Source organism: Oryzifoliimicrobium ureilyticum (genome assembly GCF_037199735.1).
GTDB classification, from domain to species: domain Bacteria; phylum Pseudomonadota; class Alphaproteobacteria; order Rhizobiales; family Rhizobiaceae; genus Rhizobium; species Rhizobium ureilyticus.
In genome coordinates this window covers 22612-40111 of record NZ_JBBBVQ010000010.1, presented here as the reverse complement: position 1 = coordinate 40111, position 17500 = coordinate 22612, and the positions used below count along the sequence as shown (strand labels likewise).

Annotated in this window: 12 protein-coding genes; 7 read left to right on the top strand and 5 right to left on the bottom strand. The window is 55.5% G+C overall.

Translation table 11 applies throughout. From position 1 onward, the window contains the following. Positions 1 to 102 precede the first annotated feature (102 nt). Together VQ830_RS14815 and VQ830_RS14810 are read left to right on the top strand one after the other, a co-directional pair. A complete protein-coding gene (locus tag VQ830_RS14815) occupies positions 103 to 1332 on the top strand; it encodes a putative DNA modification/repair radical SAM protein (RefSeq protein ID WP_337268907.1) in 1230 nt (409 codons plus the stop codon). After that, a complete protein-coding gene (locus VQ830_RS14810) occupies positions 1333 to 2775 on the top strand; it encodes a UdgX family uracil-DNA binding protein (protein WP_337268906.1) in 1443 nt (480 codons plus the stop codon). A gap of 73 nt (positions 2776 to 2848) precedes the next feature. On the opposite strand, the gene carB is transcribed toward VQ830_RS14810, so the two are convergent. Then, a complete protein-coding gene (gene carB, locus VQ830_RS14805; protein WP_337268905.1) occupies positions 2849 to 6337 on the bottom strand; it encodes a carbamoyl-phosphate synthase large subunit in 3489 nt (1162 codons plus the stop codon). Between the two features lie 166 nt (positions 6338 to 6503). Further along, entirely contained in the window at positions 6504 to 7532 is a 1029-nt protein-coding gene (locus tag VQ830_RS14800; RefSeq protein WP_337268904.1) for a zinc-dependent alcohol dehydrogenase family protein, read from the bottom strand. Between the two features lie 184 nt (positions 7533 to 7716). Between VQ830_RS14800 and ypfJ the strand changes: the two genes are divergently transcribed. Continuing rightward, positions 7717 to 8625, top strand: coding sequence for a KPN_02809 family neutral zinc metallopeptidase (gene ypfJ, locus VQ830_RS14795; protein ID WP_337268903.1), 909 nt, complete (start codon positions 7717 to 7719; stop codon positions 8623 to 8625). Between the two features lie 174 nt (positions 8626 to 8799). Next, entirely contained in the window at positions 8800 to 10215 is a 1416-nt protein-coding gene (locus VQ830_RS14790) for an MATE family efflux transporter (RefSeq protein WP_337268902.1), read from the top strand. Between the two features lie 223 nt (positions 10216 to 10438). Here VQ830_RS14790 and carA read toward each other — a convergent pair whose 3' ends face one another. After that, positions 10439 to 11644, bottom strand: coding sequence for a glutamine-hydrolyzing carbamoyl-phosphate synthase small subunit (carA, locus tag VQ830_RS14785; protein ID WP_337268901.1), 1206 nt, complete (start codon positions 11642 to 11644; stop codon positions 10439 to 10441). 272 nt (positions 11645 to 11916) lie between these two features. Between carA and VQ830_RS14780 the strand changes: the two genes are divergently transcribed. Next, entirely contained in the window at positions 11917 to 12366 is a 450-nt protein-coding gene (locus VQ830_RS14780; protein ID WP_337268900.1) for a GatB/YqeY domain-containing protein, read from the top strand. A gap of 171 nt (positions 12367 to 12537) precedes the next feature. Here VQ830_RS14780 and VQ830_RS14775 read toward each other — a convergent pair whose 3' ends face one another. Further along, on the bottom strand, positions 12538 to 13443 hold the full coding sequence (locus VQ830_RS14775) for a hypothetical protein (RefSeq protein WP_337268899.1): 906 nt from the start codon (positions 13441 to 13443) through the stop codon (positions 12538 to 12540). Between the two features lie 463 nt (positions 13444 to 13906). Between VQ830_RS14775 and dnaG the strand changes: the two genes are divergently transcribed. Both dnaG and VQ830_RS14765 read left to right on the top strand, forming a co-directional pair. Beyond that, positions 13907 to 15895, top strand: a complete 1989-nt coding sequence (gene dnaG, locus VQ830_RS14770; RefSeq protein WP_337268898.1) for a DNA primase — start codon at positions 13907 to 13909, stop codon at positions 15893 to 15895. Between the two features lie 155 nt (positions 15896 to 16050). Further along, a complete protein-coding gene (locus tag VQ830_RS14765) occupies positions 16051 to 16476 on the top strand; it encodes a plastocyanin/azurin family copper-binding protein (protein WP_337268897.1) in 426 nt (141 codons plus the stop codon). A gap of 99 nt (positions 16477 to 16575) precedes the next feature. Here the strand turns inward: VQ830_RS14765 and VQ830_RS14760 are convergent, their stop codons facing one another. Continuing rightward, complete coding sequence (locus tag VQ830_RS14760) at positions 16576 to 17004, bottom strand: universal stress protein (protein ID WP_337268896.1); 429 nt, start codon at positions 17002 to 17004, stop codon at positions 16576 to 16578. Positions 17005 to 17500: the final 496 nt, after the last annotated feature.

The following is a 17500-nucleotide window of genomic DNA, read 5'->3' as shown; positions in this document are numbered from 1 at the left end:
CCGCGCGTTCCTCGCAAACATGTCGGTCGATCGGTAAAGACCGTCCAAAAGCCCGGGCAGCACGACCTTGACATCCCTGTAAGGAACATTTAGTGAACAAACATGAAGAAGTCGTTGAAAGAGCGATTGGCAATCCTTTCAGATGCCGCAAAGTATGATGCGTCCTGCGCGTCCAGTGGAACGACGAAGCGTAATTCTGCGCATAGCGGCGGGTTGGGTTCGACTGAAAGCTCAGGCATCTGCCACGCCTATGCTCCGGACGGCCGGTGTATCTCGCTTCTGAAAATTCTTCTGACGAATTTCTGTATCTACGATTGCGCTTATTGCGTTAATCGCTCTTCCAGCAATGTTGAGCGAGCGCGGTTTTCGCCAGAAGAGGTCGTATGGCTGACACTGGAATTTTATCGGCGAAATTACATTGAGGGCCTATTCCTATCCTCCGGCATCATCCAGTCTTCCGATTATACGATGGAACAGATGGTTCGCGTCGTGCGGGATCTTAGAACCAAGCATCAGTTTCAGGGCTATATCCATCTTAAGTCTATCCCTGAAGCATCACCCAAGCTCATTGAGGAAGCTGGCCTTTACGCTGATCGTCTTTCTTTGAATGTTGAGCTTCCGACGGACAAGGGTGTGGCTGAGCTTGCTCCCGAAAAGCGGCCCGAGGGCATTCGCCGCGCAATGGGAGACCTGAGGTTGAAGATCGAGGAGGCCTCCGAGGTCAGTTACAAGGGCAAGAGACGAAAGTTCGCGCCCGGCGGCCAAAGCACTCAAATGATTGTCGGAGCTGATGGGGCGGATGACGCAACTATTCTTGGCTCCAGCGCACGCCTTTACTCGAGCTACGGCTTGCGCCGAGTGTATTACTCTGCGTTCAGTCCTATTCCGGATGCGTCGAAAAATCTGCCATTGATCGAACCGCCTTTGCTGCGGGAGCATCGCTTGTATCAGGCGGACTGGCTCTATCGCTTTTACGGCTTTGGCGTGGACGAAATCACCTCCGTCAACGACGATGGTATGCTCGATCTGAAGCTTGATCCAAAGCTCGCCTGGGCGCTAAAGCACCGAGGCAATTTTCCCGTTGATGTCAATTCAGCCGATCGGGAACGTTTGTTGCGCGTTCCAGGTTTGGGCACAAAGAGCGTCAAGGCGATTTTGTCGGCGCGACGGTTCAGGCGGCTTGGTCTTGATGATCTCGGACGGCTTGGGGTTTCCGTTCGCAAGGTGCAAGCCTTCGTAACGGCAGAAGGCTGGACACCACGACGCCTGATCGATCGTGCGGACCTGCGCGTGATGTTCGAGCCGCAGCCAAAGCAGTTGGCGCTCTTTTAGATGTATCATATCCGCTTGCGAGGAAGAGGCGATTTGGCAGAGTGGCGGCAGTGTGCGCGGGCGCTGGTGCTGGCAGAAACACCCCCCGAGACGATCGAGTGGCGGTGTACCGGCGATGATCCCGACCTTTTTGCGGAACACCATCCTTTGCCAGAGGTCAGGGAAGAGGCTCAGCTGAGCGTTCCTGCTGCTTTTGTCTCTCTCGCGCAACGGGTCATCTGTCATAGTGATCCGACGCGTTTTGACCTTCTTTACCGCCTTTTATGGCGTCTGCGTTCGCAGAAGCGTCTTCTGGAGATCGCCTCTGACCCTGATGTCGTGAAGGCCCATTTCATGGAAAAGAGCGTTCGACGAGACGCCCATAAGATGACGGCCTTTGTTCGCTTCAAGGAGGTTGAGGTTATAGCGTCAAGGAGACGATTTCTTGCTTGGTTTGAACCGGAGCATTTCATCGTTGGACTGAAGGCGCCGTTCTTTCGCAACCGGTTTGCCGATATGGACTGGATGATCCTGACGCCAAAAGGCTCAGCCGGATGGGATGGCGAGGAGCTGAGCGTTAGCGATGAGCCTTGTCAAAAACCTGATATCAGCGACACCACCGACGATCTTTGGAAGACGTATTACGCGTCTATCTTCAATCCGGCTCGATTGAAGATCAAGGCAATGCAGGCTGAAATGCCCAAGAAGTACTGGAACAATCTTCCGGAGGCCGAGCTTATTCCTCATCTGATTGCAGATGCTAGAGAAAAGGTTCGATCCATGACCGGTCGTGCGGCAACGGAGCCACCCGTTCATCATCATCGCATGCGAAGTCCGGCTCGTGTCGCGCCGCCTGTGCCAAAACCGGAGGAGGGCACTTTAGAGGCGGTCAGAGAAGAAGCGCGCGGATGCACCCGATGTCCCCTTTATAAACCGGCGACGCAGACGGTGTTTGGCGAGGGGCCGGAACGCGCCGATGTGATGTTTGTCGGCGAGCAGCCGGGAGACCAGGAAGATCTCGCTGGCCGGCCTTTTGTCGGCCCTGCGGGAAAGGTGTTCGATCAGGTCGTGCAAGAGGTCGGCATTGACCGAAAGGCGGTGTATGTCACGAACGCGGTCAAGCATTTCAAATATGAACCCAAGGGCAAGCGCCGCATTCACCAAAGGCCGAACATGGGCGAGGTGCGTGCCTGCCGATGGTGGCTCGATCTTGAGCTCGATCTGATCCGGCCAAAGCTGGTGGTCGCTCTTGGCGCGACAGCCTTGGCATCTCTCACTGACGGTCATGGCAAGCTGAGTGAAATGCGCGGGCAGGTGCTGACCTTTGATAATGACAGGCGTCTTTTTGTCACTATCCATCCATCCTACCTATTGCGCATTCCCGATCGCGAGCGGAAAGAAAGCGAGATGGCGCGCTTTCGTGAGGATATCCTGAAAATTAAAGAGCTTATGACCGCAGATTAAGAAACTGATTCCTCTTCTTCACAAAGAGATTCAAGGTAATCGCGAATTGATCGCGATTACCTTTGAAGGCTTCTTAGTTGAAATAGCTTTGCAATGTGCGAACTTCGAGATTGCCGGCACGCAGAGCCTTGATCGCCCTTGCCGCCGCTTCTGCACCTGCCATCGTCGTGTAATAGGGCACCTTCTGCATCAAGGTTGCCCGACGCAGTGACTTGGAGTCAGAGATCGCCTTATTAGAGTCGGTGGTGTTGAACACGAGCTGCACCTGACGGTTACGGATCGCGTCTTCGATATGCGGCCGACCTTCCAGCACCTTGTTGATTTTGATGGCCTCAATGCCGTTTTCAGCCAAGAAGCGTGCAGTGCCGCCGGTTGCCATGACCCTGAAGCCTTCCTCGACCAAAAGACGGATGGCAGGCAGAACGCGCACCTTATCATCGTCCCGGACAGATACGAAAACCGTTCCTTCGCGCGGCAGCTCCACTCCTGCGCCAAGCTGGCTCTTGGCGAAGGCCAGTGCAAAATCGCTGTCGAGGCCGATAACTTCGCCTGTCGAGCGCATTTCCGGTCCGAGCAGGATATCGACACCCGGGAAGCGGGCGAACGGAAAGACAGCTTCCTTGACAGAGATATGCGTGAGGGCGCGTGGATTGGGCTTTCTCCCATAGGCTGAGAAGGCGGTATCGAGGCCTTCTCCCGTCATGATGCGCGCTGCGATCTTGGCAATCGGGGCGCCGATCGTCTTTGCGACGAAAGGCACCGTTCTCGATGCGCGAGGGTTGACCTCGAGCACGTAGATCGTGTCATCCTTGATGGCATATTGCACGTTCATCAAGCCGCCGACGTTGAGGGCTTTTGCCAGCGCTTTCGTCTGGCGCTCCAGCTCGTCGAGCATTTCGACTGATAGAGTGCGAGGCGGCAGCGAGCAGGCCGAGTCGCCGGAGTGGATGCCAGCCTCCTCAATATGTTCCATGATTCCCGCAACATAGACATCCTTGCCATCGCAGAGCGCATCAACGTCTACTTCCGTTGCATTGGACAGATAGCTGTCGAACAAGAGCGGGTTTTTGCCGAGCAAGGTATTGATCTGGCCCGTCTTATCGTTCGGGTAGCGTGCTTTGATATCCTCAGGCACGAGTTCGGGAACCGTGTCGAGGAGATAGGTTTGCAACTGGCTTTCCGAGTGAATGATCTGCATGGCGCGGCCGCCAAGAACGTAGGATGGGCGCACCACAAGTGGGAAACCGATCTCGCCGGCGATGAGACGTGCCTGTTCGACCGAATAGGCGATGCCGTTTTCCGGCTGGGTCAGATCGAGCTTCTGCAGCAGCTTCTGGAACCGGTCGCGATCTTCTGCAAGATCGATGGCGTCCGGCGCGGTTCCGAGGATCGGAATACCGTTCTTTTCAAGTGCCTCTGCGAGCTTCAGCGGGGTCTGGCCCCCGAACTGCACGATCACACCGACAACCTCGCCATTTTCCTGCTCTGCGCGCAGAATCTCGATTACGTCCTCGGCTGTGAGCGATTCGAAGTAGAGCCTGTCCGACGTGTCGTAGTCGGTCGATACCGTCTCCGGATTGCAGTTGACCATGATGGCTTCGTAACCGGCGTCCTTCAGGGCGAAGGCGGCATGGCAGCAGCAATAATCGAATTCAATCCCTTGACCGATACGGTTTGGACCACCGCCAAGGATAACGACCTTCTTGCGATCGGAAACCTTGGCTTCGGAGCGCGGCGCACCTGCGAAGGGGACCTCATAGGTCGAGTACATGTAAGCTGTCGGTGAGGCGAACTCAGCCGCACAGGTATCGATGCGCTTGAAGACGGGACGCACACCGAGCTTGTTGCGCAGTTCAGCGATTTCCTTGGGGCGCTTGCCTGTGAGGGTGGCGAGCCTTGCATCGGAGAAGCCCATTGCCTTGAGCATACGCAGGTTGGTTTCGTCCTGGGGCAGGCCGTGCTCGCGCACGCGTGATTCGGTATCAACGATGGCTTTCAGCTGCGCGATGAACCATGGGTCGATTTTCGAACCTTCATGCGCTTCCCCTTCGGTAAAGCCGAGACGCAAGGCCTGGGCCACCATACGCAACCGGTCGGGCGTTGGCGTGCCAATCGCTGCACGGATAGCATTTTTCGCGCCCGCATCGTCGTCCAGACCGGGAATTTCAATTTCGTCAAGGCCCGTCAGGCCGGTCTCCAGTCCGCGCAAGGCTTTCTGCAAGCTTTCTGCGAAGGTGCGGCCAATTGCCATGACTTCGCCAACCGATTTCATCGCCGTGGTCAAAGTCGGCTCGGCCCCGGGGAATTTTTCGAAGGCAAAGCGTGGGATCTTCGTGACGACATAGTCGATAGAAGGTTCAAAGGACGCCGGCGTGGCACCACCGGTAATGTCGTTTTCCAGTTCGTCCAGCGTGTAGCCGATGGCTAGCTTGGCTGCAATCTTTGCAATCGGGAAGCCCGTTGCCTTGGACGCGAGTGCCGACGAGCGCGACACGCGCGGATTCATCTCGATGACGACAAGGCGGCCATCTTTTGGATTAACGGCGAATTGGACGTTTGAGCCCCCCGTTTCCACACCGATTTCCCGCAACACAGCGATCGATGCATTTCGCATGATCTGGTATTCTTTGTCGGTTAGCGTCAGGGCTGGAGCGACGGTGATCGAGTCGCCGGTGTGGACGCCCATGGGGTCAATATTTTCGATGGAGCAGACAATGATGCAGTTATCCGCCTTGTCGCGGACGACCTCCATTTCATACTCTTTCCAACCGAGCACGCTTTCCTCAATCAGGACCTCGGTCGTCGGCGATGCGTCGAGACCGCCAGATATGATTTCGAAAAACTCCGACCGGTTGTAGGCGATGCCGCCGCCCGTACCGCCGAGCGTAAACGAAGGCCGAATGATCGCCGGCAGTCCCACATGGTCAAGCGCCTGAGCAGCGATGGCCATCGCATGGCTCATATAGCGCTGTTTGCGGTCACTTTCGCCAAGGTTCCACTGATTTTCCAGCGCATCGAGCGCCTTGTCCAATTCTTCGCCGGAGAACTTCTCTCGAAGTGCAGCGCGTTCGGCTTCATGCGCGGTGCGATCCTGAACCTTGATATCAGTGGCGTTGGCCAACATCGAACGCGGCGTCTCTAGCCCGATTTTGGCCATGGCTTCACGGAATAGGGCGCGGTCTTCCGCTTTGTCGATCGCAGCAGGCTTTGCGCCGATCATCTCGACATTATAGCGATCGAGCACGCCCATCCTTTTCAAGGAAAGAGCCGTGTTCAATGCAGTCTGCCCGCCCATGGTCGGCAGCAGTGCGTCAGGCCGTTCCTTGGCGATGATCTTGGCGACGACCTCGGGCGTGATCGGCTCCACATAGGTTGCATCGGCAAGATTTGGATCGGTCATGATCGTGGCTGGGTTGGAGTTGACCAGGATAACCCGAAACCCTTCTTCCTTCAGCGCCTTGCAAGCCTGAGTTCCAGAATAGTCAAATTCGCATGCCTGACCAATGACAATCGGTCCCGCGCCGATGATGAGGATGGACTTGATATCTTGGCGCTTCGGCATGGCTCTATCCGTTTCTTGCTGCGCAAAAAGCCGGCCAGTGCGGTGCAATACCACGGCCGGGTCGCGCAAGGAGGTTTTTCAGGCTAGAAGCGGCTTATAGGCAAATGTTTTTGTAAACGGAACCCCATAAATCGTGGAATCGACAGGATTCGTTCCAGGTGAAGCTTCAGCCAAGCGAGGGCACCAACAAGGCACGAATTTCGCCGCCCGGTGCAGGCGCATGGATTGTTTCCAGTGCTTCGGAAAAACCGATCTTGCGCGTGATCAACGGCTCGACTTTGATCGCGCCCGAGGCGATGAGACCTGCCGCGCGCGTTTGCGTGAAGGGATTGACGAAGGAACCGATCAGTTTGATTTCGCGAAACAGGATGTCGAAAGGTTCGATTTCGACCTTCTCGCCCTGAGGCAAGACGCCCAAAATGACGACAGTGCCGCCACGCCGGGCGAGAGAGGGCGAAAGTTTCACTGTTTCAGCAACACCAGCACATTCGAAGACTGTGTGTGCCCCAGAGGCCAACAGGCCACCTTCGGCCAAAGCTTCTGCCAAGGCTGCTTCGTCCGATGGATCAATGGTGGCTGTCGCGCCGATGCCTTCCGCCAGCTTGCGCTTTTCGGCGCTTCTGGTCAAAAGGACGACATTGGTCGCACCAGCGAGACGCGCGAGCTGGACGACTAGAAGGCCGATGACGCCGCCGCCCAGCACTGCCACCGAACTGCCTGTGCGGATGTTTGCGAGATCAACGCCATGCAAGCAGCAAGCGAGCGGCTCGCATAGCGCACCGTATAAAGGATCCAGCGCGTCAGGAAGCACAACAGCCTGCGTTTCAGGCATGGCGACGTATTCGGCAAAGCCGCCATTGCGATGGATGCCGATAGCACGCAGGTTGCGGCAAAGATTGACATGACCGTCTCTGCATTCGGGGCATATGCCGCAGGCAATGTTCGGATCGCATGTGACGCGCATTCCCGGTCTGATCGACCTTACTTTCGCGCCGACGGATTGAACGACGCCGGTCAGCTCATGTCCCAGGGTGACCGGCGGTGCTGCCGGAAATTCGCCATGCAGAAGGTGCCTGTCCGTACCGCAAATGCCGCAGGCTTCGACCTTGACCAGAATTTCATCGGGCTGGGTTTCAGGCATCTCTACATCACGAAGGACGAGTTTTCCAATTTCCTCAAGAACAAGCGCCTTCATGACATTCTCCCATTTCTCCCCGACGAAGAAGAAAGCGAAAGGCGCGGAAGGTCAAGTCCATCATGGATGGTTGCCGTGCGGCAGATGAGATTGTTGTGACGGATTTTTTCAAGAATGGATTTGGGCGATTTGTCATCTATATGCGTTCTCGTTCCGAACGATGGTTTGCGCGGGGAGATGCGTCATGGAATGGAAAGGTCGGCGGGAGTCTGATAATATCGAGGATCGCCGCAGTGGCGGCTTTGACGGTGGCTTTGGCGGTAATGACTATGGCGGCCGGCGCGTTCGCATACCTATTGGGGGTCGCGGCGGCGGTATAAGCATTGGCGGTCTTCTCGTCATCCTGGTCATTTGCTGGTTTCTCGGCATCAACCCGCTTACGCTTCTTGATGGCGGCGGCATGACGCCCTCAAATTACGATCAAAGCCAGTCCGGTTCGGGCGCTCCGCCAGCCAATGATGAGATGACATCTTTCGTCAGAACGGTTCTTGCCGATACGGAAGACGTCTGGACAGGGATCTTCCAGAACAGAGGAGCCGTTTATGAAAAGCCGACGCTTGTGCTTTTCAATGGCTCCACCCAATCCAGTTGTGGTGCCGCGTCAGCTGCGACTGGCCCATTTTATTGCCCCAATGATCGCAAGGTTTATCTCGATACCAATTTCTTCCGGCAGCTTAGTCAGCAGTTCGGTGCTTCAGGTGAATTCGCCGAGGCTTACGTCGTCGCGCATGAAGTTGGCCATCATGTTCAGAATCAACTGGGGATCCTCCAGAAGTTCAACGAACAGCGTCAGCGTGTCAGCGAGACGGAAGCCAACAAGATGTCGGTGCGCGTCGAGCTGCAGGCTGATTGCTTTGCGGGTGTCTTCGGCAAGTCAGAACAGGCAAAAGGCTATATCAACGAGAAAGATGTCGCTGATGCCCTGAATGCTGCTCAGCAGATTGGCGACGACACACTTCAAAAGCGCGGCCAAGGCTACGTCGTTCCTGATAGCTTCAATCATGGCACGTCAGAGCAGCGGGTTCGCTGGTTCAAGCGGGGCTTTGATGCTGGCCGGATCGATGCCTGCGATACATTTGCAGGACCGGTATAAGACGTTCCTCAGAATTGGCGTGCCAAGCATCAGAAACGGTGATGAGATGATGAATATTTCATCATCTGCCTTGTTTCGGGTGGTTCAAAGCAATTTCTTTAGCTAAGGCTAAGGGATCGCTGCTACGTCGCAAGATCGTGCTGCAGCTAATTCGAGACGACCAGGAAGAATGAAATGGACACCCAGGCTGACGCGAACGTTTACGCGCCCGCAACAGATAATCGTTGGGCTTCGCATATTCGTGCGACGCTGATGCTTGGAATCCCTTTCATTGGAGCGCAGCTAGCTCAGCTCGGCATTCACACCACCGATGTGATGATTGTTGGCCGTCTAGGTGCCGAACAGCTGGCGGCGATGGTTCTTGCTGCCCAATTCCTTTTCGTCATCCTGTTTTTCGGTTCAGGTTTTTCCATCGCCGTTATTCCCATGGTCGCGCAGGCTTATGGACAATCTGATATCATCACCGTTCGCCGTTCGATGCGAATGGGTCTTTGGGTTGTCATTGCCTACTGGCTATTGTTGCAGCCCGCTTTTTTCTACGCCGAGGATATTCTTCTGGCTGCCGGACAAAAACCCGATGTGGCGCGACTTGCCGCCGATTATGTTGCAATTGGGCACTTTGGTCTGCTTCCCGGCCTGCTCTATAACGTGTTGCGCGCTCTGATCAGTGCAATTGGCCGGGCGGCTGTGATCCTTAACGTGACAATCGCGATGCTCGTCACCAATGCAGTGCTGGCATATGCCTTGGTACTCGGACATTTCGGACTTCCTGCGATGGGGCTGCATGGCGCTGCGATCGTTTCGGTCGTCGTGCAACTCGCAGGCTTTCTCTTTGCGGCGGGCTATGTGCAGCTCCAAGAAGAAACGCGCCGCTATGAAATATTCGTCCGCTTCTGGCGGCCGGATTGGCGAGCCTTCTTTGAGGTCGTTCGCCTCGGTCTGCCGATCGGCATTACCATCCTTGCTGAAGTCAGTCTTTTCACTGCGGCTTCCTTGCTCATGGGACATATCGGCACAATCGAGTTGGCTGCTCATGGCATCGCGCTGCAATGGGCCTCGATTGCGTTCATGCTGCCGCTTGGGCTTGGTCAGGCGGCAACGGTGAGGGTTGGCGTTGCCCATGGGCAGGGTGATCATCTCGGCGTTTTGCGGGCCTCCATCACCGTGCTCGTCATGGCGGTAGCAACATCATCGATTGGAGGCCTGCTGTTCTTCCTGGAGCCCACCTATCTTGCGAGCTTGTTTCTCGACACAAGAGCGCCGGAAGCAGAGGCGGTTCTCGCCTATGCCGGCCCACTTATTGTCATTGCCGGCATCTTCCAACTGGTGGATGGTTTGCAGGCCGTCGCTAATGGCGTTCTGCGTGGCCTCAAGGATGCGCGCATCCCTATGATCCTGGCGTTGATAGCCTACTGGCCTGTCGGCTTTTTCCTGGCCTGGGTTTTCGCATTCCCGTTTGGCATGGGCGGCAGGGGTGTTTGGTTTGGCTTTCTCGTCGGACTTGCCGCCGCGGCAATCATGCTCATTGCGCGGTTTTATCTGCTGATGCGCAAGGACACCTCTGGCCGCCATCAAGCTGCATTGATCTGATCGGTTTTGCCCCTTAGCTTTGCTCTAGCGAGCGTTGGAGCTTTTCCAGGTCAAATGCGCGCGGGTCAGTCATGCTCTTTTCCGAGCCTGCGCTGTGTCCTTTCAGGACCGAACGGCAGCTGTTGGTCCCGCTTTGCTTCTAAGCATCAACGACAAGAAAATCGCGCAGCTCATAATGGAGCTGCGCGATGATCAAGATCAGGTCTCTCGAGACAATGGTCGATTATCTCTCTGCGAGAGCCGGTTCGCCCTTGCGCTCACGCACGAGGTTGACGAAGCGACGGAAGAGATAATGGCTATCCTGTGGGCCGGGCGAGGCCTCTGGGTGGTGCTGAACAGAAAATACGGGCTTGCCGGCAATCCGCAGACCGCAATTGCTGCCGTCGAAGAGGGAAATGTGAGTCTCTTCAACGCCTTCAGGAAGCGACTTCGAGTCGACTGCGAAACCGTGATTCATGGAAACGATTTCGACTTTGCCCGTCGTGTGATCCTTGACCGGATGGTTGGCGCCGTGATGACCTTGGTGCATCTTTTCGGTCCGCGCTCCGACCGCAAGACCAAGCATCTGGTGGCCGAGGCAGATCCCAAAAACAGGAATATCTGTATCGATCAATTTGCGGATAACCGGGACGGCATATTCTCCTGTTGCGGCCGGATCGCCGGGTCCATTGGACAGGAAAATGCCATCGGGCTTGAGAGCGAGAACATCGTCCGCGCTGGCATCTGCAGGCAACACGGTAACCTTGCAGTCAAGCCCGGCGAACAGGCGCAGAATGTTGCGCTTCACCCCATAGTCAAGGCAGACGATGTTGTATTTCGCTTCCCCGTCGCCAAGCTCTCCGTGACCTTCGTTCCAGATCCACGCTGTCTGGCTCCAAGTTGAAGACTGGCCGGACGACGCCACCTTAGCAAGATCGAGCCCTTCCAGCCCGCTCCAGGCGCGTGCCTCGGCCTTCAGCGCTTCAATATCGAAAATGCCGTTCGGATCGTGGGCGATCACGGCGTTGGGCGAACCGTTCTCGCGGATCCACGCGGTCAGCGCACGTGTATCGATGCCGCTGAGGCCCACAATGCCGCGAGCCTTGAGCCAGTCATCAAGATCACGCGATGCCCGGTAATTGGACGGTTCGGTAATGTCCGCTTTGAAGATCACGCCGACAGCGCCATGTCGTGCAGCCGGTGTCAAATCTTCGATATCGTCATCGTTCGTGCCGATATTTCCGATATGCGGGAAAGTAAAAGTGACGACCTGGCCAAGATAGGAAGGATCCGTCAGAATTTCCTGATAGCCGGTCAACGCGGTATTGAACACTACTTCGGCTTGAACCTTACCGGCTGCGCCAACTCCCTTTCCTTCAATGACCGTTCCATCAGCAAGAACGAGCAAGGCAGTCGGCTTTTCGGTAGTCCAAGGTGATGTCGCGGTCATCTTCATCCGTTTCCGGCTGCGCGTCGCCACGGCGGAGGCGATCGCCGGCCTTTGGTTGCAAGCAAACTCCGCGCATTGGCGTGCGCGTTGTATGCCTTGTCAAAAATGTCGGTGCAGGCGGCGGTAAATAACACGTCAACGCCTCAGGTCAATCTATATAGGAATGTTTTGCGCCGCTTTCCTGTATTTTACGCCTGCCTTAGTCAATTCGTTTGATCCGGCGTACCCGCTTGGTTTAAGAAGCGGCATTCTTAAACAGGAGTTCGACCAACATGCGCGATCAGCTTGCCGCCGCCCTTAAAGATGCGATGAAGAGCAAGAACGCTGAGCGTCTTTCCACTGTGCGACTCATTCAGGCCGCGATCAAGGATCGCGACATTGCCAATCGCGGTGTCGGCAAAGCCGAAGCGAGTGACGACGAGATCCTCCAACTGCTTGCCAAAATGGTGAAGCAGCGGGAAGAGTCGGCAAAAATCTATGAGGAAAATCAGCGGCCTGAACTTGCAGCAAAGGAGCGTGCCGAAATCCTTGTGATTCAGGAATTTCTGCCTAAGCAGCTTTCTCAATCTGAAGTCAGAAGCAATATTGCAGAGATCATAGCGGAAACGGGCGCCAGCGGGGCAAAGGACATGGGAAAGGTTATGGCCGTTCTCAAGGAGCGCTTTGCCGGGCGCATGGACTTTTCCAAGGCGTCAGCGACAGTGAAGGAACTTTTGGGCTGACCTCTCGTCAAGACGGCTAACATGCGCTGACGAATTAGGACCTGATGCATGTCGCGCGTTATCAGGTCTGATTCCGTCAGGCCGACATGCACCGGGTTCAAAATGATCAATATGGTGTTCGCGTCGACGGTATCCGCGAGCTTTCATACATCCGCTAATATGTGACCCCCGCTAGCTGAGCGCAAGCGGAGAGCGCCGGGCCTGGCGCTGACGAGCTGAATCCGGCCAAAAGCGGGCAAAGACGTGATTTGCGGCTGTGTCCACAATAACTATTTTTTCTGCCTGATAGCGAAGATATTCATCGACAAAGGACCGCGCTAGCCAAAGCTCATTTTTATCTGGCTCGGGCATCCATCCCGTACTGCCTATCTCCTTTGATTGCTTGAGCAGCCGCTTTAGGTTCGTGTTGGAGATCAGGAACTGATCGCAGATCTTGCTCAGCGACAGACGGCCAATAGGAATGCGCTTGGCGGAAATATCTTTGTCAGCCAGTCGGCTCATGAGGTAGTCCATGACCGCACCGCCCGCATTGGCGTCATTGAAAAGATCAAATGTCGGGCTGACTTTGCGTATTGTTTTGCTGGTCAAGATCAACTCTGCAATCTTGGCTTCAATAGCGGCAAAAGCTGCTGCATCGCCGAGGATGCGCTCTACGCGGCTTTTTCCCGTGATGTGATCGGCGATCGATACATGCGTGCGAAGCCAGTGACCGAGATAGGTTGTTGCAACTTCTGTGGGTTCTAAGTTGCGCGTGCGCGCGTCGTTGCTTTCGACCAGACGCAAAAAGCGATAGGCCTGCATCTCCTGAAGAAAAGAGGCAGCAGTGTTTCGGCTTGCAATGTCATATTTCGCGCAGGCTCGAATAAAGCGGCCCGAATAAAGCCCTGTGCCATTTTCTCCCGGCAACCCATAATAGAGGGCGAGACCAAGATGAGCCATCAGCCATCTTTGTTGCGAGGCAAAGATGGAGGCGATACGGGCATTTTCATTATAGACTTCGAGCAAAGCATCGATGCAACTCATCACGATGGGAAAGAAGTCAGGGTCTGCAGCGAGCTTACGGGCTGAAAGAGACATAACGATGCCTGCGATAAAACAATATGCTGAGCTATTAGCGATGAAAGCTAATTTTGCATATAGGTCATAAAACGTAGAAGCTAAGAGCTTGACCTTGCGACAATAAAAGAAGGCAGGAACTGGGGGAGTTCCTGCCTTCTTGCTCTTTGCCTACCGTCAGCGACGCAGGACGCAAGGTCCATGCCGGCGGCTATCTTGCAAAGACACCCTTTTGCGAGGCGGCGCCGGGGGTAGGGATGGTGCCTCGCGAGGGGATCGCTCTGTTGAGTTAGAAGCTATTGCGTCGCACCATCGATTTCAAATTACAAAAAAATAATAATTGCTGCCTTGTTGGCGCCCTAAATGATAAACCCGTGGCTGAGCGTCCGCCAATGCTGTAAGGACACGATCAGATGGGGTTCTTCGCTTCTGCGTGGAGCCGCAGGACGAGTGGGCCGATCTGGCCTTTGTCCATGAGGTGTAGATGCGTTTTTCAAATTCCTTTCTTGACGAAATTCGTGACCGAGTTCCGATATCGGAACTGATCGGTCGACGTGTGACGTGGGATAGGCGAAAGACCAATGCCCCGCGCGGTGACTACTGGGCGTGCTGCCCGTTTCATGGAGAAAAGTCGCCGAGCTTTCACTGCGAGGACCGCAAGGGGCGCTATCATTGCTTTGGATGCGGCGTAAGTGGCGATCACTTCCGGTTTCTTGTAGAACTGGACGGTATGAGTTTTCCCGAGGCTGTCCAGCACGTCGCCGATATGGCCGGCGTTCAACTGCCCGCGCCCGATCCGGCAGCTGCCAAGCGAGAGAAAGAGCGCACTAGCCTTATCGATGTGATGGAACTTGCCGCGAGCTATTTTCAGGATCAACTGCAAACTGCTGCCGGTGCGCGGGCCAGAGCCTATTTGCGCGATCGCGGCCTTACCGGGCGCACCATCGAGACCTTTCGTCTTGGCTATGCTCTCGACAATCGAAGCGCTCTTAAGGAGTATCTGGCCGGTAAAGGCGTGCCTCGCGAACAGATCGAAGCTTGCGGTCTTGTCGTTCATGGCCCCGACATTGCCGTATCCTACGACCGCTTTCGTGACCGCATCACATTTCCTATTTTGTCGTCACGGGAAAAGGTTATTGCCTTTGGCGGGCGTGCCATGGCGGCGGACGCGACAGCCAAATACCTGAACTCGAATGAGACGGAGCTCTTCCACAAAGGTAATGTACTATATAATTTTGCGCGGGCGCGCCGCGCACTCCAAACCTCTGGAACGATTATTGCCGTCGAAGGCTACATGGACGTGATCGCTCTCCATCAGGCTGGCGTCGAGAATGTAGTCGCGCCTCTTGGGACGGCGCTGACTGAGGCTCAGCTCGAACTTTTATGGAAGATGAGCTCGGAACCCGTCCTGTGCTTTGACGGAGACGGCGCAGGAATACGAGCGGCCAATCGCGCTGCTGATCTTGCGCTGCCGCATCTTAAGCCAGGCCGCAGCGTTCGATTTGCGCTTTTGCCGGATGGCAAGGATCCGGATGATCTCGTGCGTCATGAAGGCCGAGCTCCTTTTGACAAGGTTCTCACCGATGCGCGTCCTCTGTCGGACCTCCTCTGGAACCGGGAGATTTCCGGCGGTCGTTTTGATACGCCCGAAGCAAGGGCAGAGCTCGAAGCGAGATTGAAGCAAAAGGTCGCTGTCATCAGCGATGAAAATGTGCGCCGGCACTATCAGCAGGCCATGCGTGAGCGCTTGAACAGTTTCTTTCAGCCGGCCTATCAGCAGCGGTCGACAGGTGGCGCGCGGCGCGAATTTCCTGCCGGGCGTGGCGGTTTTCGCGAAGGGCGCAATGGACAAAGAGGCGCACAGGCCAGCGCTTCAGCGCATGTCGTGTCGGACAGGCTGGCGCGCTCCGGGCTTGTCCGCGGCCATCAGCACATTCCGGCCCTTCGCGAAAGCGTGCTGGCACTTACCGTTGTCAATCACCCAGGTCTGATGATTGACGATTACGACGAGATTGCAGCTATTTCCTACGATAACCGCGAACTGCAACGCTTGTGGTCAGCCATGTTGGCGGCTGCCGCCATGGTGGCAGCGCCTCATCTGACGCGGGACTATCTTTTGGAAGTCCTCGAACATCAGGGGTTTGGCGAACTTCTCGCGGGTCTTGAGCAGCAGATTCGCAATGCGCGTCTTTGGACCGCCACCAAGGAAGCTGCCTTGGAAGATGCGCGGGAAGGCTATCGCCAGGCACTGGCATTTCACAACCGCGCCAAAACGCTTCGTGTGCAAAAGAATGAGCTTGAGCGGGAGATTGCAGAGGCGACCGAGGCTGGCGACGCGTTTGCGGTCGAAAAGCTGATGGAGGCTTTCCAAGAGGTTCATCTTGAAGGCCTTCGATTGGAAAACCAAGAGGCAATCATCGATGGCTTCGGTGTTCTTTCCGGCAAAGTAAAGGGTTCGGCCGGCGCGCACTGACATCAGCAGAGCAGCATCAGGTCGTCAATCGGAACGCCCAGCGCCAAATTCAACGTAAGGGTTTGGTGAGCAAGATACCCAGGGCGTTGCCGTTCAGGCATGTGTCAGCAATCTACGTTAGTGCAGGCGCAGGCTTATGAGAGAGGTTATACCTGATGCGTCAACGCCGTTTTGCTTTTGCTGCAGCGACATTTTTCTGTCTGGCTTCCGCCTCGTGGGCGGCGACCGCCGTCAAGGTTACAGAAGGTGGGGAAGGGGGCGGCCCCATGACCCTGACGATCGACCAGCCAACGATCAAGGCAGGGGATGTTGTGTTTTCCGTCCACAACGCCGCTATGACGGAAGAGCATGAAATGGTGCTGGTAAAGTTGAAATCCCCCGATCAGCAAATTCCGCTCGTGACAGCGAAGCATCGAATTGATGAAAAGAAGTTGAAAAGCTTGGGTGAGGTCTCGGATCTGAAGCCGGGAGCTGACGGTAAGCTGAAGGCGAAGCTAGAGCCGGGCAGCTATCTGCTTTTCTGTAACATCAAGGGGCATTACGAGGCTGGCATGCATGCTATGCTGACGGTCACGAAATAGCGGTTTTCGTGAAAAGCACGGCGTTTTTGCGCCGTGCATCCACGTCCCGATGCGATCATTTACATTGATCCGCACGAGGCGAAGAACAGGAAGATGAAATCAAGCGCCAGCGGCAACAGACGGGCGCTCAATATAAACCGAACAGTCCGCTTTGTGCACGATGTGGTCAACGACGGAGCCGAAGAGCTTGTCGAGAACATCTTCTTTATGCGCCGCCATGACGATCAGGTCGGCTTTCACCTCTTTGGCAATAGCCAACACGACTTGATCGACGCGGCCGGTGCGCACGCAAATAACAGGCGTGATAAGAAGATCCCGACTGATTTCGGCCAATCTCGCTTCCGCATCCGCAACCACCATTGTAGCCCAGGCATCGGGGGATGACTTCGCAGTCGACGGAAACTGATCGACGGCGTGAACAAGATGCAGCGTGCCTCCGGGAGCCAGCAATCGCGCCGAGGTTTGAACGAGATGCTCGATCTTCTTCCTTGATCCTAACCCGATCGCGCAGACGATGGTGCTGAACATCGAAAATCATCCCTTCCGTGGTCTTCTCAAAAGTTTCTGCCTTGATCTGGCAGTTGGCTTTCGGCCTGTTGCAGCCTAGCGCTCATATTTCTTCACGCTAAAACGCTAGGCTTAACCAAGTCTACTTGCCCGACATTGATCTTCCTCAAACAAATTCGGCAGGGCAAGCAAGCAGTTCATGGCTGTTGCGCTCCGGGTGATAGCGGTGGGCAAGGACGCCGCGAAGATTTCCGTCCGTCAGCAATGACTTTTGGCGGGCGATGGGAAATTGGCGCAAGCCTGTCTTTTATTGAAGATAATTGGTATTAAAAGGTGCTATGTGGACGGTTCGAATTCGGGCTCGAAGCAGGGGGCTTGTCTTTAACCTGTCAGTCCCTATCTAAGGTCCGCAACCACGCGTAAGGTGGTCTAGCCTGTGGATAAGGCTTTTTCCGTCATTTATTCGAGTTTTTTACTGGAAAAGCTTGACGGGAACAAAAATTGTGGGAATCACCGT

Bases quoted from the DNA above. Each gene is read 5' to 3' on its own strand.
- VQ830_RS14815 (WP_337268907.1), top strand. From the start codon at position 103: ATGAAGAAGTCGTTGAAAGAGCGATTGGCAATCCTTTCAGATGCCGCA.
- VQ830_RS14810 (WP_337268906.1), top strand. From the start codon at position 1,333: ATGTATCATATCCGCTTGCGAGGAAGAGGCGATTTGGCAGAGTGGCGG.
- carB (WP_337268905.1), bottom strand. From the start codon at position 6,337: ATGCCGAAGCGCCAAGATATCAAGTCCATCCTCATCATCGGCGCGGGA.
- VQ830_RS14800 (WP_337268904.1), bottom strand. From the start codon at position 7,532: ATGAAGGCGCTTGTTCTTGAGGAAATTGGAAAACTCGTCCTTCGTGAT.
- ypfJ (WP_337268903.1), top strand. From the start codon at position 7,717: ATGGAATGGAAAGGTCGGCGGGAGTCTGATAATATCGAGGATCGCCGC.
- VQ830_RS14790 (WP_337268902.1), top strand. From the start codon at position 8,800: ATGGACACCCAGGCTGACGCGAACGTTTACGCGCCCGCAACAGATAAT.
- carA (WP_337268901.1), bottom strand. From the start codon at position 11,644: ATGACCGCGACATCACCTTGGACTACCGAAAAGCCGACTGCCTTGCTC.
- VQ830_RS14780 (WP_337268900.1), top strand. From the start codon at position 11,917: ATGCGCGATCAGCTTGCCGCCGCCCTTAAAGATGCGATGAAGAGCAAG.
- VQ830_RS14775 (WP_337268899.1), bottom strand. From the start codon at position 13,443: ATGTCTCTTTCAGCCCGTAAGCTCGCTGCAGACCCTGACTTCTTTCCC.
- dnaG (WP_337268898.1), top strand. From the start codon at position 13,907: ATGCGTTTTTCAAATTCCTTTCTTGACGAAATTCGTGACCGAGTTCCG.
- VQ830_RS14765 (WP_337268897.1), top strand. From the start codon at position 16,051: ATGCGTCAACGCCGTTTTGCTTTTGCTGCAGCGACATTTTTCTGTCTG.
- VQ830_RS14760 (WP_337268896.1), bottom strand. From the start codon at position 17,004: ATGTTCAGCACCATCGTCTGCGCGATCGGGTTAGGATCAAGGAAGAAG.